At 55.6% G+C, this 15,589-nt stretch carries 10 protein-coding genes, 2 tRNA genes and 3 rRNA genes; 5 read left to right on the plus strand and 10 right to left on the minus strand.

Annotated elements, in window-relative coordinates; genetic code table 11:
* Window positions 1–17 precede the first annotated feature (17 nt).
* Window positions 18–986, minus strand: coding sequence for an octaprenyl diphosphate synthase (ispB, locus tag AT959_RS10650; RefSeq protein ID WP_066882946.1), 969 nt, complete (start codon window positions 984–986; stop codon window positions 18–20).
* A gap of 141 nt (window positions 987–1,127) precedes the next feature.
* Between ispB and AT959_RS10655 the strand changes: the two genes are divergently transcribed.
* The 3 genes from AT959_RS10655 to corA are packed head-to-tail and all read left to right on the plus strand — an operon-like array spanning window position 1,128 to window position 4,059.
* On the plus strand, window positions 1,128–2,231 hold the full coding sequence (locus AT959_RS10655; protein ID WP_066882947.1) for an HD domain-containing phosphohydrolase: 1,104 nt from the start codon (window positions 1,128–1,130) through the stop codon (window positions 2,229–2,231).
* Window positions 2,231–2,998, plus strand: coding sequence for a tRNA cyclic N6-threonylcarbamoyladenosine(37) synthase TcdA (gene tcdA, locus AT959_RS10660; protein ID WP_066882948.1), 768 nt, complete (start codon window positions 2,231–2,233; stop codon window positions 2,996–2,998). Before AT959_RS10655 ends, tcdA begins: the two co-directional genes overlap by 1 nt.
* Window positions 2,995–4,059, plus strand: a complete 1,065-nt coding sequence (corA, locus tag AT959_RS10665) for a magnesium/cobalt transporter CorA (protein WP_066882949.1) — start codon at window positions 2,995–2,997, stop codon at window positions 4,057–4,059. Before tcdA ends, corA begins: the two co-directional genes overlap by 4 nt.
* Window positions 4,060–4,061: 2 nt before the next feature.
* Here the strand turns inward: corA and AT959_RS10670 are convergent, their stop codons facing one another.
* The gene (locus tag AT959_RS10670; RefSeq protein WP_066882950.1) at window positions 4,062–5,000 is read right to left on the minus strand and encodes an MBL fold metallo-hydrolase; all 939 of its coding nucleotides are present in this window, start codon (window positions 4,998–5,000) and stop codon (window positions 4,062–4,064) included.
* A gap of 63 nt (window positions 5,001–5,063) precedes the next feature.
* On the opposite strand from AT959_RS10670, the gene AT959_RS10675 reads away from it, so the two are divergent.
* Window positions 5,064–5,900: an alpha/beta fold hydrolase gene (locus tag AT959_RS10675; RefSeq protein ID WP_066882951.1), complete on the plus strand. Its 837-nt coding sequence runs from the start codon at window positions 5,064–5,066 to the stop codon at window positions 5,898–5,900.
* Here the strand turns inward: AT959_RS10675 and msrA are convergent.
* From msrA to AT959_RS10705, 6 genes are all read right to left on the minus strand, one after another.
* The gene (msrA, locus tag AT959_RS10680) at window positions 5,881–6,420 is read right to left on the minus strand and encodes a peptide-methionine (S)-S-oxide reductase MsrA (RefSeq protein ID WP_066882952.1); all 540 of its coding nucleotides are present in this window, start codon (window positions 6,418–6,420) and stop codon (window positions 5,881–5,883) included. The genes AT959_RS10675 and msrA overlap by 20 nt on opposite strands.
* Before the next feature lie 101 nt (window positions 6,421–6,521).
* Window positions 6,522–6,634, minus strand: a 5S ribosomal RNA gene (gene rrf, locus AT959_RS10685).
* A 102-nt stretch (window positions 6,635–6,736) separates the two neighbouring features.
* Window positions 6,737–9,617, minus strand: a 23S ribosomal RNA gene (locus AT959_RS10690).
* A gap of 211 nt (window positions 9,618–9,828) precedes the next feature.
* Window positions 9,829–9,904 (minus strand) — tRNA-Ala (locus AT959_RS10695).
* Between the two features lie 13 nt (window positions 9,905–9,917).
* Window positions 9,918–9,994, minus strand: a tRNA-Ile gene (locus tag AT959_RS10700).
* Between the two features lie 61 nt (window positions 9,995–10,055).
* Window positions 10,056–11,593 (minus strand): 16S ribosomal RNA (locus AT959_RS10705).
* The 16S, 23S and 5S rRNA genes sit together here with 2 tRNA genes alongside, the layout of an rRNA operon.
* A gap of 52 nt (window positions 11,594–11,645) precedes the next feature.
* On the opposite strand from AT959_RS10705, the gene AT959_RS10710 reads away from it, so the two are divergent.
* The gene (locus AT959_RS10710) at window positions 11,646–11,903 is read left to right on the plus strand and encodes a hypothetical protein (protein ID WP_157651272.1); all 258 of its coding nucleotides are present in this window, start codon (window positions 11,646–11,648) and stop codon (window positions 11,901–11,903) included.
* 222 nt (window positions 11,904–12,125) lie between these two features.
* Here AT959_RS10710 and AT959_RS10715 read toward each other — a convergent pair whose 3' ends face one another.
* Window positions 12,126–14,003: a SurA N-terminal domain-containing protein gene (locus tag AT959_RS10715; protein ID WP_066882954.1), complete on the minus strand. Its 1,878-nt coding sequence runs from the start codon at window positions 14,001–14,003 to the stop codon at window positions 12,126–12,128.
* Between the two features lie 121 nt (window positions 14,004–14,124).
* The gene (locus AT959_RS10720; protein ID WP_240481806.1) at window positions 14,125–15,516 is read right to left on the minus strand and encodes an aminotransferase-like domain-containing protein; all 1,392 of its coding nucleotides are present in this window, start codon (window positions 15,514–15,516) and stop codon (window positions 14,125–14,127) included.
* Window positions 15,517–15,589: the final 73 nt, after the last annotated feature.

Genomic DNA, 15,589 nt, shown 5'->3' on the forward strand with positions numbered 1-15,589 from the left:
TGCTGCTGAAAAGCAACCTAATGGTTTCTCTCAACTGCAAAGAGCGTCAATTGTAGCAGAGCAATTTTGAATTGTGAATCCCCCAGACGCTCAATTGCACTCCTGGCCAGGGCGGCTTCACGCACCGCCCGCTCGCGCGCGTGCTCCAAGGCACCGCTGCCGCGGATCGCTTCGAGCACAGCGGGGAAATCGTCCCGCCCGCCTTCCTCGATCGCTTTGCGTACACAGGCCGCCTGCTCCGGCGTGCCATGCTGCATGACGTAAATCAGCGGCAGGGTCGGCTTGCCTTCGGCCAGGTCATCACCAAGGTGCTTGCCGGTATCGGCTTCCTGGCCTGAATAGTCGAGGACATCGTCGACCAGTTGAAAGGCGGTGCCGAGGTGCATGCCGTAAGCCGCCAACGCCTGCTCGATCTCCGGACTGGCCTGGCCGAGAATGGCACCCAGTTGCGCCGCCGCCTCGAATAGCTTGGCCGTCTTGTAATGGATGACCTGCATGTAACGCGCTTCATCGACGTCGGCATCGTGGCAGTTCATCAACTGCAGAACCTCGCCTTCGGCAATGATGTTGGTCGCATCGGACAGGACGCGCATCACGCGCATATCGTCGACCGCCACCATCATCTGGAAAGCGCGCGAGTAGAGGAAATCGCCAACCAGGACACTGGCAGCGTTACCGAACATCGCATTGGCCGTATCACGACCACGGCGCAAGGCCGATTCATCGACCACGTCATCGTGCAGCAAGGTGGCGGTATGAATGAATTCGATGACCGCCGCCATTTCATGGTGCCGGACACCCTGATAGCCCATAGCCCCAGCGGCGAGCAATACCAGCGCCGGGCGCATGCGTTTGCCACCGCTGTTGATGATGTATTCGGCCACCTGACGGACCAGGACGACGTCGGAGTGGAGGCGGTCGCGGATGACCGCATCAACGGCCTTCATGTCAGGCCCGATCAGGGCGTAAAGCTGTTCCAGTGTCACGGTAGGGAATTCTTTGAATAAGCGCGGAATCTTAGGTGGCGAAGAGGGGGCAGTCAAGGCCGACAAATCAAGGATAGGCTCTGATTTGACGGGACTTTGGGCTAAACTCGCCAGATCAAAAATACACAGGGGGAGACAGGCATGGACATTCGCTCGATCATAGCGCCGGTCATTCAGGACCGCGAGGCGCTGGAAGAGTTTGCCGATGCCCTCAGCGACCGCGCACCACAGATTGAAAACGACGTTGCCCGCCTGAAGAAAACCCCGGCCGATCGCGAGATAACTGCCGATCTCTTTCGCGCCATCCATAACATCAAGGGCGATGCCTCGCTCTGCAAATTCGAATTGGGCGCCGCCATCGCCCACCCGATCGAATCGATGATGTCCCGCTTCCGGGAAGGCGAAATCCCTTTCTCCGATCTACTGGCCGAACTGATCCTGCTGACCATCGATCGCCTCGAGTTGGCGACCGATGCGCTACTCGCCCGTAAGTCACTTGAGAACCTGCATCTTGGCGAGCTTGTTGAGGGACTGGAAAAGCTGGCCCAGATCCCGGCCGCCGAGGTCGACCACCATTGTGCCGACCTGATTGAACTCGTTACCGGATTCGCATCGGTGATCGGCGACATTTCCAGTCGCCCGCCGCGTGTTGCCACCCCGAAAAGCGAACAAAAAAACGCCAGTACCGACCTGCATTTTTTCAGGTCGCTCGCCCTGCAACTGGAAAGCCGCTCGCCGCTCTTCAAAGGACGGACGATGCGCATCCTCCGCCTGGCCTTGGAAACCAACAAGGCAGCCCATCTTGCGGTAGATCCGGTGCAACTGGAGGCCGCAGTCTATCTGCACGATATCGGCATGATGCTGCTCCCGGAAGCCGTCTGGCTCAAAGTCGGCAAAATGACCGACGAGGACAAGCTGGCGCTACGCAACCACCCGGGTTTCGCGGCTGGCATTCTGCAGCGGATGCCGGGCTGGGAGGCGGCTGCGGAAATGGTCGCCCAGCATCATGAGATGCCCAATGGTGGTGGCTATCCCAAAGAGTTGCAAAGCTCCGAGATTTGCCCGGGAGCCAAAATCCTCTCCATCGTCGATGCCTTCGAAGCCGTGATGCTCAAGCATATCCACCGCGGCAAGAACCGCTCGGTATTGCGGGCCATCGCTGAAATCAACGCCTGCGACACGCAATTCGCCCCGGAATGGATTGCCCCGTTCAATAGCGTCATCCGAAAAACCATAGAAAGCTGATGTCAGTCGATCACGAACGCCGTTTTGGCGGTGTCGCTCGCCTTTATGGCGCAGAAGGCGCCGAGCGTCTACGTAACGCCCATGTCTGTGTCGTCGGCATCGGCGGCGTCGGCTCATGGAGCGTCGAAGCCCTGGCCCGAACCGGCGTCGGCCGGATTACTGCGGTCGACCTCGACATGGTGGCCGAATCCAACACCAACCGCCAGATTCAGGCGCTAGGAGAGATTTATGGCATGGCCAAAGTCGATGCGATCGCCGAGCGCGTGCACGCCATCAATCCGGATTGCCAGATCAGTCGCATCGAGGACTTCGTCACCCCTGACAACGTTGAGCAAATACTCGGCCAAGGCTTTTCGGTAGTCATTGACGCCATCGACCAAGTGCGCGCCAAGGCGGCGATGATCGCCTTTTGTCGGCGCCAGAAACTGCCCATCGTGGTCGCTGGCGCGGCCGGCGGCCAACTCGACCCCACCCAGATCCGCACCACCGATCTCAGCCAGACGGTGCAGGACCCGCTACTCGCCAAAGTTCGCTCGGTGCTACGCCGGGAGTATGGCTTCCCAAAGGACGGCAAGAAAAAATTTGGCGTATCGGCCGTTTTCTCGACCGAGCCCCTGCGCTACCCCAGTAGCCCAGCCACTTGCGCCACCGACCAGGGGCCAACCGGCCTGAATTGCGCCGGTTTTGGCTCGTCGGTCTGCGTCACCGCGGTCTTTGGCATGGCAGCGGCAGCCCAGGCAATCAACAGGATCGCCCTCGCTCAATGAGCAAGCCGCGCAAACTGCGCTCGCGCAAGGCCGGCCTGCCACCGGGCTCGCTGGTGCACATTGGCGAAGTCAAAGTCAGCGCGCCGAGCTACTCGATCATTGACTATGACGAGTATGGCCTCAGTGAGGAAAAGTTCGCCGATGCGAACAGTTTCGGGCTGTTGCCAAGAAAGTTCGCAACCCGCTGGGCGAATGTCTATGGCGCCAAAAGCCCGGCCGATCTGGCGGCCGTCGGTACCACCTTCTCGCTCCACCCACTGGTTCAGGAAGATATTCTGAACAATGCCCAGCGCCAGAAAATAGACGCCTACGATGACTATCTTTATCTTGTTCTGCACCGTTACGAATTAACGCCCGGACCACTTGAACTGAGCCAGGACCAGATCAGCCTGGTGATTGGCCGAAACTACGTCCTGAGCTTCCAGGAGCGACAATCCAAGACCTTCGAGCCGGTGCGTCAGCGCCTGCGCGCTGAGCATGCCAGTCTGCGCAAGGGCGGCGTCGACACCTTGGCATACTCCCTGATCGATTCGGTTGTCGACAGCTATTTTGGCGTCATCGAGCAACTCAACGAATATGCCGAAGAACTGGAAACAGACATTCTGGGCAAGCCAACACCGGTCACACTGGAGCGAATTCACCAGTTCAAGCGCTGCGTTTCCCAGCTCCGGCGCAATCTTCATCCGTTGCGCGAAGTGCTCGGCAGCCTGCACCGCGATGCGGGTGATTTTTTTCGCCCGGACATTCAGATCTATTTACGCGACGTCTATGACCACACGGTGCACATTCTTGAGTCGCTGGAAGATCTGCGCGACCAGGCCACCGGCTTGCTCGACGTCTATCTATCGACCATCAGCCACCGGGTAAACCTGGAAGTTCGCACCCTGACGGTGGTTGCCACGATATTCATGCCGGCAACCTTGATCGCCGGCATCTTCGGCATGAATTTCCATGAAATGCCCTGGCTAGGCCTCGCCAACGGCTTCAACTACGCCCTCAGCCTGATGGGCCTGATTGGCGTGATCATGCTGATCCTCTTTTGGCGTCGACGCTTCGTCTGAGCCTAAGTATCCAGCCATACACCCAAACCTTGGGCGTTCAGTTCAAGATCAGTTTCCCATATTTCCAGCAAGGCATCGTCTGACAAGCGACAGCCATGGGCACGAATTTGCTGGAAAAGATAATCGCTGATCGCAACCTTGATCCGTTGGTGACGTTCAGCCCCGGCACTCTTTTCAGCCAGCGCCAACTCAACCAGAACATCCAGATGCCGTAGCAAATCAGCCGCCTTTTGCTGCGGTTCATCGATCTGGCTGTAGTGCGTCAGATACATCGCTTCGGGCTCAAACGACAGGAGCCGCTGGATCGACATCCGCATTTCCTCCGGCTCGAACTGGGTCGGCGTGGTGGTCGGGAAAATAAACTGACGACCATCGACATCCAACTCGCGGTAGGAAAGACCGAACATGTCACCGGTAAATATTCCCTTCGTTTTTCTGTCGACAATACAGATGTGATGGCGTGCATGGCCCGGCGTATCCAGGCACAGCAGTTCACGACCGGCCAGCGAAACAACCAGCCCGTCGGGCGCTTCGATAATCCGCTCGGCCGGGATCGGCACGATCTCGCCATAGACGCGCTGCACATATTCGGCACCATAAACGGCAGTCACACCGGCAACCAGCCTGGAGGGCTCCGCCATATGACGCGCCCCACGCGGGTGAACCACTAGTTGTGCATTGGGGAAGGCTGCCATCATGCGGCCGCCCCCCCCCGCGTGATCCAGATGAATATGCGTTAAAAAAACATAGTCCACCGCAGCGGTGTCCAGGCCCAGAAGCTCAAGCGCCGCCAGAGCATTGGGCAGGGAATCATTGCTTCCAGTATCGACAATGGCGACCCTACCCGCCTCAACAATCATGTGAATTGCAGCCAGGATTGGACGCACATAGCCGGAATCGAATGCCACAATCCCGTTTTGATAATCTCGCCAGTCAAACATCGCCTTGCCTCTAGATATTGATGGCCGGATTATACTTTGTGCATCTCAACACACCCGGCCGCCATGACCCACTTCCTCGCCGATGACGGCACCAAAATTCACGTCAAAGTTTCAGGCGAGGGATCTCCGCTCGTACTCCTCCACGGCTGGACATCCAGCCATGAGGAATGGCTTCCATTTCTCCCGGTGCTCCAGCAAAAACATCGGGTATATCGCTGGGATGCGCGCGCTCATGGCGGCCATCCCAGCGCTGATCAAACACCAGCCACTGCACAGCGCATGGCGCGAGATCTGCAAAACCTGCTCGAACATTTCAATTTGGAAAATGTCTGTGCCGTTGGCCATTCGATGGGCGCCTTGACCCTCTGGCAATACATCCGCGACTTTGGCACCGAACGTTTGTCCCGACTTTGCATCATTGACCAGTCACCCAAACTGCTGACTGATGGCAGCTGGGAACACGGCATCTATGGCAAGTTCGATCAGAGCCAGGCGAACGAACTGTTGAATTTGCTACGAGAAGACTTTGCGGAAGGCGTACTCAAGCTCACCGCATTTGGCCTGAATCGTCGGGCGCGTGACAAGTACCTGGCGAATGCCAGCGGCTGGGAACGCTCAAGGCTAGCCCTTCGCACCCAAAATCCGGAACCGCTTATCGCCTGCTGGAACAGCCTGACAGCCGCCGACTATCGGGATGTCCTGAACCAAATCGATATCCCGGCCATGCTGGTGTATGGCGGCGAAAGTAATTTCTATCGGGTAGAAACTGCGCACTATGTCGCCAGCCAGATACCGAACGCTGTGCTGCATATCTATGAAGGAACAGATCACTCCCCGCATCAATGGCAACGCGAGCGTTTCGCCAAAGAGCTAATGGAGTTTATTGATCCACTGCCTTGAGCAGTCGAGAAAACACAGCATGTGCTTTCGCCACTTTGGGCGCCACAACAAAGGCACAATACCCTTGTTCCGGATTCGCTCGAAAATACCCTTGGTGATAGCTCTCGGCTGGAAAGAACGCTCCGGCCATTTGCACAGTTGTCACGACCGGCGAAGCAAATACTGCCCCAGCATTCAACTTTTTTATCAAATTCTGGGCGATATCCAACTGTTCGGCCGAACAAGCAAATATCGACGAACGATACTGCGTTCCGTGGTCCGCACCTTGTCGATTCAAGGTCGTTGGATCATGAATGGCGAAAAACACATCGAGTAACTGGGCATAGGAAATCTTGGCCGGATCAAACTCGATCCGAACTACCTCGGCATGCCCCGTCAAGCCTGAACACACCTGCTCATAGGTCGGATCAAGCTGGGTGCCGCCAATGTATCCGGAAACCACACGTTCAACGCCAGTCAACTGCTCGAAAACCGCCTCCAGGCACCAAAAGCAACCACCACCAAGAATCGCCACGGCCATTCAGCCCCCCAGAAATAGTACTCAACGGATTGAGCCTATATCGTATTTCTAAAAGCCGAAAGCCCCGCCTGCGTAAGCAGAAGGGGCTTTGGGTATTGGGAGCCTGGCGGTGACCTACTTTCGCGAGCGGAAGCTCACTATCATCGGCGCTCATCTGTTTCACGGTCCTGTTCGGGAAGGGAAGGGGTGGGTCCAGAGGGCTATAGCCGCCAAGCGTAACTTGTGTGTTTGTCGCGGGTTGAATCGCGCCAAACGCAAAATAGGAGAAGGTTGTTTGTTGTGACTGCTATGAGTTGCTGCAGTATTACAAGGTTATAGGATCAAGCCACACGGGCAATTAGTATCAGTTAGCTTAACGCATTACTGCGCTTCCACACCTGACCTATCAACGTCGTGGTCTTCGACGACCCTTTAGGGAGTTCAAGACTCCGGGAAATCTCATCTTAAGGCAAGTTTCACGCTTAGATGCTTTCAGCGTTTATCTCTTCCGAACATAGCTACCCGGCGATACGACTGGCGTCATAACCGGTACACCAGAGGTTCGTCCACTCCGGTCCTCTCGTACTAGGAGCAGCCCCCTTCAAATTTCCAGCGCCCACGGCAGATAGGGACCAAACTGTCTCACGACGTTTTAAACCCAGCTCACGTACCTCTTTAAATGGCGAACAGCCATACCCTTGGGACCGGCTACAGCCCCAGGATGAGATGAGCCGACATCGAGGTGCCAAACACCGCCGTCGATATGAACTCTTGGGCGGTATCAGCCTGTTATCCCCAGAGTACCTTTTATCCGTTGAGCGATGGCCCTTCCATACAGAACCACCGGATCACTATGACCTGCTTTCGCACCTGCTCGACTTGTGGGTCTCGCAGTCAAGCACGCTTTTGCCATTGCACTTTATGGACGATGTCCGACCGTCCTAAGCGTACCTTCGTACTCCTCCGTTACCTTTTGGGAGGAGACCGCCCCAGTCAAACTGCCCACCATGCACGGTCCCCGATCCGGATTCACGGATCAAGGTTAGAACCTCAAATAAATCAGGGTGGTATTTCAAGGTTGGCTCCACCGAAACTAGCGTCCCGGTTTCACAGCCTCCCACCTATCCTACACAGACCGATTCAAAGTCCAATGCAAAGCTACAGTAAAGGTTCATGGGGTCTTTCCGTCTTGCCGCGGGGAGATTGCATCTTCACAAACATTTCAACTTCGCTGAGTCTCAGGAGGAGACAGTGTGGCCATCGTTACGCCATTCGTGCAGGTCGGAACTTACCCGACAAGGAATTTCGCTACCTTAGGACCGTTATAGTTACGGCCGCCGTTTACCGGGGCTTCGATCAAGAGCTTGCACCCCATCACTTAACCTTCCGGCACCGGGCAGGCGTCACACCCTATACGTCCACTTTCGTGTTTGCAGAGTGCTGTGTTTTTATTAAACAGTCGCAGCCACCATTTCACTGCAACCCCATCGGGCTTTCGTCGCGAGGACTTATACCCTACCGGGGCACACCTTCTCCCGAAGTTACGGTGTCAATTTGCCGAGTTCCTTCTCCTGAGTTCTCTCAAGCGCCTTAGAATTTTCATCCTGCCCACCTGTGTCGGTTTGCGGTACGGTCGAATCTAGACTGAAGCTTAGTGGCTTTTCCTGGAAGCTTGGTATCAATCACTTCAGTGCCGTAGCACCTCGTTATCACGCCTCAGCTTAGCCCCCCGGATTTGCCTAAGGGGCACGCCTACACGCTTGAACCACCTATTCCAACAGATGGCTGACCTAACCTTCTCCGTCCCCACATCGCATCTAGAATCGGTACAGGAATATTGACCTGTTTCCCATCGACTACGCATTTCTGCCTCGCCTTAGGGGCCGACTCACCCTACGCCGATGAACGTTGCGTAGGAAACCTTGGGCTTTCGGCGAGGGAGCTTTTCACTCCCTTTATCGCTACTCATGTCAGCATTCGCACTTCTGATATCTCCAGCATCCTTTACAAGACACCTTCACAGACCTACAGAACGCTCCCCTACCATATCTTTCGATATCCGCAGCTTCGGTGCACAGTTTGAGCCCCGTTACATCTTCCGCGCAGGACGACTCGACTAGTGAGCTATTACGCTTTCTTTAAAGGATGGCTGCTTCTAAGCCAACCTCCTAGCTGTCTATGCCTTCCCACTTCGTTTCCCACTTAACTGTGTCTTGGGGACCTTAGCTGGCGGTCTGGGTTGTTTCCCTCTTGACAATGGACGTTAGCACCCACTGTCTGTCTGCCTTACTCGCACTTGACGGTATTCAGAGTTTGCCATGGGTTGGTAAGTCGCGATGACCCCCTAGCCATAACAGTGCTTTACCCCCGTCAGTGATATAAGACGCACTACCTAAATAGTTTTCGGGGAGAACCAGCTATTTCCGGATTTGTTTAGCCTTTCACCCCTATCCACAGCTCATCCCCTAATTTTTCAACATTAGTGGGTTCGGACCTCCAGTACCTGTTACGGCACCTTCATCCTGGCCATGGATAGATCATCCGGTTTCGGGTCTACGCCGTGCTACTAAACGCCCTTATCAGACTCGCTTTCGCTACGCCTCCCCTATTCGGTTAAGCTCGCAACACAACGTAAGTCGCTGACCCATTATACAAAAGGTACGCAGTCACCGAACAAGTCGGCTCCCACTGTTTGTATGCATGCGGTTTCAGGTTCTATTTCACTCCCCTCCCGGGGTTCTTTTCGCCTTTCCCTCACGGTACTAGTTCACTATCGGTCGATCACGAGTATTTAGCCTTGGAGGATGGTCCCCCCATGTTCAGACAAGGTTTCACGTGCCCCGCCCTACTTTTCGCTAACTTAGTACCACGGATTGGTTTTCATGTACGGGGCTATCACCCACTACGGCCGGACTTTCCATTCCGCTCCATTAACCATTCCGCTATCACTAGCAGGCTGCTCCCCGTTCGCTCGCCACTACTTGGGGAATCTCGGTTGATTTCTTTTCCTCCGGCTACTTAGATGTTTCAGTTCGCCGGGTTCGCCTCCCACACCTATGTATTCAGTGTGGGATACCTCAAAAGAGGTGGGTTTCCCCATTCGGATATCGGGGGATCAAAGCTTCATTGCCAGCTCCCCCCCGCTTTTCGCAGGCTTGCACGTCCTTCATCGCCTGTGATCGCCAAGGCATCCACCACATGCACTTAGTCGCTTGATCCTATAACCTTGTGTTCTCGTCAGAGAACGGCTACAGGCAAACTCATATTTGTGCTGTCTTGTCCGGGCTAAGGGACAAGAACAGATGCAATCACAACGTGTTGCCAACGCCTCATCAGCGCTGCAACACAACCTTCTTCCATTTTGTTAAAGAGCGTAGCAATTGATTGCTCAAAAGCTAAAGATAAACAACCCTGCTTATCTTTAGGTTTTGGTGGAGGATGACGGGATCGAACCGACGACCCCCTGCTTGCAAAGCAGGTGCTCTCCCAGCTGAGCTAATCCCCCTTGATTTTGACGTTGGTGGGTCTGGTTGGAATCGAACCAACGACCCCCGCCTTATCAAGACGGTGCTCTAACCGACTGAGCTACAGACCCTCGTCTGTTTGCTACTACTGAACAACCGATAGGTTGTGGGTGCCAGAGATGCTTTCTCTAGAAAGGAGGTGATCCAGCCGCAGGTTCCCCTACGGCTACCTTGTTACGACTTCACCCCAGTCACGAACCCCGCCGTGGTAAGCGCCCCCCTTGCGGTTAGGCTACCTACTTCTGGCGGAACCCGCTCCCATGGTGTGACGGGCGGTGTGTACAAGACCCGGGAACGTATTCACCGCGACATGCTGATCCGCGATTACTAGCGATTCCGACTTCATGCAGGCGAGTTGCAGCCTGCAATCCGGACTACGATCGGCTTTCTGGGATTGGCTCCACCTCGCGGCTTGGCAACCCTCTGTACCGACCATTGTATGACGTGTGAAGCCCTACCCATAAGGGCCATGAGGACTTGACGTCATCCCCACCTTCCTCCGGTTTGTCACCGGCAGTCTCGTTAAAGTGCCCAACTAAATGATGGCAATTAACGACAAGGGTTGCGCTCGTTGCGGGACTTAACCCAACATCTCACGACACGAGCTGACGACAGCCATGCAGCACCTGTGTTCCAGCTCCCTTTCGGGCACACCCAAATCTCTTCGGGCTTCTGGACATGTCAAGGGTAGGTAAGGTTTTTCGCGTTGCATCGAATTAATCCACATCATCCACCGCTTGTGCGGGTCCCCGTCAATTCCTTTGAGTTTTAACCTTGCGGCCGTACTCCCCAGGCGGTCAACTTCACGCGTTAGCTCCGGTACTAAATGGTTTTACCCACCCAACACCTAGTTGACATCGTTTAGGGCGTGGACTACCAGGGTATCTAATCCTGTTTGCTACCCACGCTTTCGTGCATGAGCGTCAGTATCGACCCAGGGGGCTGCCTTCGCCATTGGTGTTCCTCCACATCTCTACGCATTTCACTGCTACACGTGGAATTCCACCCCCCTCTGCCGTACTCTAGCCTTGCAGTCACAAGCGCAGTTCCCAGGTTGAGCCCGGGGATTTCACGCCTGTCTTACAAAACCGCCTGCGCACGCTTTACGCCCAGTAATTCCGATTAACGCTCGCACCCTACGTATTACCGCGGCTGCTGGCACGTAGTTAGCCGGTGCTTCTTATGCCGGTACCGTCATCCGCACAGGGTATTAACCCATGCGATTTCTTCCCGGCCGAAAGAGCTTTACAACCCGAAGGCCTTCTTCACTCACGCGGCATGGCTGGATCAGGCTTGCGCCCATTGTCCAAAATTCCCCACTGCTGCCTCCCGTAGGAGTCTGGACCGTGTCTCAGTTCCAGTGTGGCGGATCATCCTCTCAGACCCGCTACAGATCGTCGCCTTGGTGAGCCTTTACCTCACCAACTAGCTAATCTGATATCGGCCGCTCAATCAGCGCAAGGCCCGAAGGTCCCCTGCTTTCCTGCGCACAGAATATGCGGTATTAGCGTAACTTTCGCTACGTTATCCCCCACTGAAAGGTACGTTCCGATACATTACTCACCCGTTCGCCACTCGCCACCAGGATTGCTCCCGTGCTGCCGTTCGACTTGCATGTGTAAGGCATGCCGCCAGCGTTCAATCTGAGCCAGGATCAAACTCTTCAGTTCAATCCAACTAATACTCACAATTCACTGACGGTAGATAATTAAATCTACCTCGATGGATCTCTCCATCCGTGTGATTGCCTTTAATACTTTTGTGCAACTTGCGTTGCTAGCATCAAGACACCCACACCTATCGGTTGTTCAAGTTGTTAAAGATCAATTCCGCCGCGCCGTCGTTTTCACTTCGTCTGCAGCAGAGAGGCGAGATTATGAAGAACTTCTTACAAACCGTCAAGCTTTTCTTCAAACCTTTTTTGCCGCTCTTTACTTCCACTTCCTTCTCCAACCACCCCGAAAAGCCCGGCGCCGCTGAAGAGGTGCGCATTCTATAGATTTGTCGGAAGCCGTCAACGTCTTTTTGAAAACTTTGTATTTCCAAAAAGGCAGCATGCCTTCGAAGCCCATACAGAACCACCTCTCCTGCACTTAGCAAGCACAATTAGGTAAAAAAACAGGCAACAAAAAGCCGATCAGGAAAATCCGATCGGCTTTTTGTCATTGAGGCAAAATAAGCGCCCCAAATATCTACCCTAGACTATTTGGCTTCCAAGGCAGCCTGGTTGATCTCAACCTTGTAGCGATTACGCAAGGCGGCAAGGTAAACCTGCACGTCTTCCTGCGCGCTCAGCTGCCCCAACTGGCGAAGCATGGCCTGCTGGCGCGCATCATCCAGTTTTGCCCCTGCCTCCAAGCGAGAAAGCTTGAATAGCGTAAACCCGCTACCCGGCAACTCAACCCCTGCGTAAGCCGGCAGCTTACCTGCATCCATTTTGAACACGGTCGCAACAGCCACTGGCGGAATCAGGCGAGCATCAAGACGCGATACGCTCTTCGGTGCCCCCCAGGCCAACTTGTCCTCGCCTTTCTTAAGGGATTCAAGGCGTGCCTCGCCATCCTGGACCGCCAGTGCTTGCGCCTCTTTGCGCTTGAGCAGGGTTTCAATGCTGCCCTGAACACCTTCAAAAGCCTGCAATGCAGCTGGCTTGTATTCCACCAGGCGTGCCGCGACAAGCGTGTTCTGGGCAATTTCGACGGCTTCGGTATTGCGCTTGCTCTTGACCGAATCGTCAGAGAACAGGGCGGCCAGCAATTTCTCATTACCCAAGGGGCCGTTGGCGGGATTCGGTTGACGACCAATCCACTCGGATTGCTTGACCGTCAGCTTGAACTTCTCGGCCGCCGGCTTCAGGCTATCAGGCTGCTCATAAACGATATTACTGAACGACTCGGCTGCTTCGGCAAATTTGCGCGAGGCAGCAGCCTTCTTCAGCTCTACTTCGATCTCTGCCTTGACGTCGGCCAACGGCTTTTCCTTGGCTGCATGAACACCGGTCAGCTTGATGATGTGAAAACCGAAGTCTGATTCGACGATCCCTGAAATCTCGCTCTCCTTGAGGGCATAAGCGGCTTCCTCAAAGGGTTTGACCATCATGCCCTTGCCAAAGAAGCCCAGGTCGCCCCCCTTGGAGGCCGAGCCCGGATCATCCGAGTTTTTCTTGGCCAGATCGCTAAAGCTGGCCGGATTTTTCCGGATTTCCTTGAGCAGATCTTCGGCCTTCGCCTTGGCTTTATCCTTGCCGAGTTTTTCCGAGGCGACCAGAATATGGCTGGCGCGACGCTCCTCCGGCTGCTGGAAACGCTCCTTGTGACCATCGTACCAGGACTTGATTTCAGCCTCGGTTACCGCCAGTTGGGCACCAATGGTTTCCATTGAAAGCACGACATATTCGACTCGAGCCTGTTCCGGCAATTCAAACTGCTTGCCGTTTTCGTCGTAGAATTTTTTCGCCGCATCGCCAGCCAACTTGACCTTGTCAAGATAAGCATCAAGCGGCAGGCGGTATTCCATGACTTCGCGCTTTTCCGTTTGCAGCGCCAGCACACGCTCGGCAACCGTACGTGCCATCAAGCCTGACTGGCCGACAGCCCCGGCCAGTTGCTGAAGGGTCAGATCCTGACGCAACTGCGCCTCGAAACCGGCCGGGGTCATTCCCTGAGCGCGCAAAGCTGCCTCATAACGCTCGGTCGAAAACCTCCCGTCCACCTTGAAAGCATCGATGCCACCGATGGTGCGGCGAATCGCCTCGTCACTGGCAAACATGCGCTTCTTGCCGGCTTCCAGCATCAGCAAACGCTGGTCGACCAAGTCATCAATGATTGCCTTGCGCGCTTCCGGCGTATCCAGAAGCTTGGGATCAACCTGCCCCATTTGCGCCCGCAAACGCTCCTGCTGCTCACGCAGCGCCTGCTGAAACTGCTGCTGGGTGACTTTGATATCGCCAATGGTGGCCACATCATCGCCAGAGCCAACACTGCGGACGTAGGACTCGACACCGAAAAAGGCGAACGGCAGCGTAATCAGCGCCAGAAATATCTGGACGATCTTCTTGTTATTCCGGACTGCGTCAAACATGAGAGGAAAAACCCTTTGGATGCAAAATTAAAGCGAACCCTTGTTCGCCTTCAATCAAAACACGGCCAAGTCGACCAAACGTAAATGATACCGTAGTTTGGACAAGGTCCATTTGATGTAGTCAGCCCTTTGCCATCAACGCCCCGAGACGACGAATGGCATCCTCGATTTCCGGCGTATGCGGGTTGCCACAATTCAGACGCAGGCAGTTTCGGTACATGCCGCTGGCGGAAAATAGCTCGCCGGGCACAAAAGCCAGATTCTCTGCGATCGCCCTATCGTAGAGTGCCGTCGCATCGATCTCTTCCGGCAGCTCCACCCACAACACATAGCCGCCCTGCGGCTGGGCGATCCGGGTGGTGGCGGGGAAATACCGGGTCGCCGCAGCCCGCATGCTATCGACCTGTCGCTCATAACTGCGCCGCAAGCCGCGCAAGTGACGCTCATACGAACCTGATTCAAGATACTCGGCCAACACATGCTGGGTAATCGGATTGGTGGCACCACTGGTGATCGTTTTCTGCAAGGCAATCGCCGAACGATAACGCCCCGCCGCCACGAAGCCGATACGCAAGGAAGGCGACAAACTCTTGGAAAAGGACGAGCACAACATGACATTTCCGGTCTTGTCGAAGACCTTGAGCGGCCAGGGGCGCTGACTACCGAAATGCAGGTCGCCGTAAATATCGTCTTCGATGACCGCCACCCCTCTTGCCGCGGTCAACGTCGCCAAAAGGCGCTTTTTCTCATCAGGCATCGCACTACCCAAGGGATTGCTGCCATTGGGCACCAGCAAACAGGCCGCCACACCACCATTACGGGTCGCCAAGTCAAGGGCTTCGACCGACATGCCATCCCTCGGGTCGGTCGGAATCTCCAGCGCCTTCAAGCCCAGGGTTTCGAGCAACTGCAGCATCAAGTAATAAGCCGGCGACTCGACGGCTACCGTATCTCCCGGCTTGGTGACCGCACGCAGGCAAAGCCCGAGTGCTTCGGTACACGAATTGGTGATGACGATGTCCTCAGCTGCCAGCGGCCCGCCCCAAGCCAGAGAGCGACGCACCAGCTGCCGAACCAGTGCCGGCTCATCCATATTGATATGACTGCCGCCGGCCAGCAGTTTCGGATGTCGTCGAGCGACGCCGGCATAGAGCCGCTGCAGCGCCGCCAGAGGTAACAACTCTGGCGCCGGCAAGGCTGCGGCAAGGGGTGCCACCCCGGGCTTCATCCCGGCCTGCAAGACCCGCACGAGACGTTGCGAAATATCGACCGGCATCGGCGCCTCAGGCGTTGACCGCAGACGGGGCTCCGCGCGGAGCATCATCGGCCGCTTAACAAAGCAGCCTGACTGCGGCCGCATTTCGATCAGGCCACGATCCTCGAGCTGGCGCAACGCCTGCACCACGGTCGACACCGAGAGCCTTTTCTCCTCGGCGAGGCGACGTACCGAAGGCAAGCGGTCGCCGTACGACAAAATACCGTTCGCAATCATGCCAGCCAGTTCGCCAGCCAAGCGCTCGTAACGCAACAAGTCTTCAGACATGGACACCAATACAGTTGAGGGCAAGCATAAGCAGCACAGTTGT

The organism is Dechloromonas denitrificans (assembly GCF_001551835.1).
GTDB classification, from domain to species: Bacteria; Pseudomonadota; Gammaproteobacteria; order Burkholderiales; family Rhodocyclaceae; genus Azonexus; species Azonexus denitrificans.

Coding starts and splice junctions, on each gene's coding strand:
- AT959_RS10710 (WP_157651272.1), top strand. CDS start 11,646: ATGGATCTCTCCATCCGTGTGATTGCCTTTAATACTTTTGTGCAACTT.
- AT959_RS10715 (WP_066882954.1), bottom strand. CDS start 14,003: ATGTTTGACGCAGTCCGGAATAACAAGAAGATCGTCCAGATATTTCTG.
- AT959_RS10670 (WP_066882950.1), bottom strand. CDS start 5,000: ATGTTTGACTGGCGAGATTATCAAAACGGGATTGTGGCATTCGATTCC.
- corA (WP_066882949.1), top strand. CDS start 2,995: ATGAGCAAGCCGCGCAAACTGCGCTCGCGCAAGGCCGGCCTGCCACCG.
- tcdA (WP_066882948.1), top strand. CDS start 2,231: ATGTCAGTCGATCACGAACGCCGTTTTGGCGGTGTCGCTCGCCTTTAT.
- msrA (WP_066882952.1), bottom strand. CDS start 6,420: ATGGCCGTGGCGATTCTTGGTGGTGGTTGCTTTTGGTGCCTGGAGGCG.
- AT959_RS10655 (WP_066882947.1), top strand. CDS start 1,128: ATGGACATTCGCTCGATCATAGCGCCGGTCATTCAGGACCGCGAGGCG.
- AT959_RS10675 (WP_066882951.1), top strand. CDS start 5,064: ATGACCCACTTCCTCGCCGATGACGGCACCAAAATTCACGTCAAAGTT.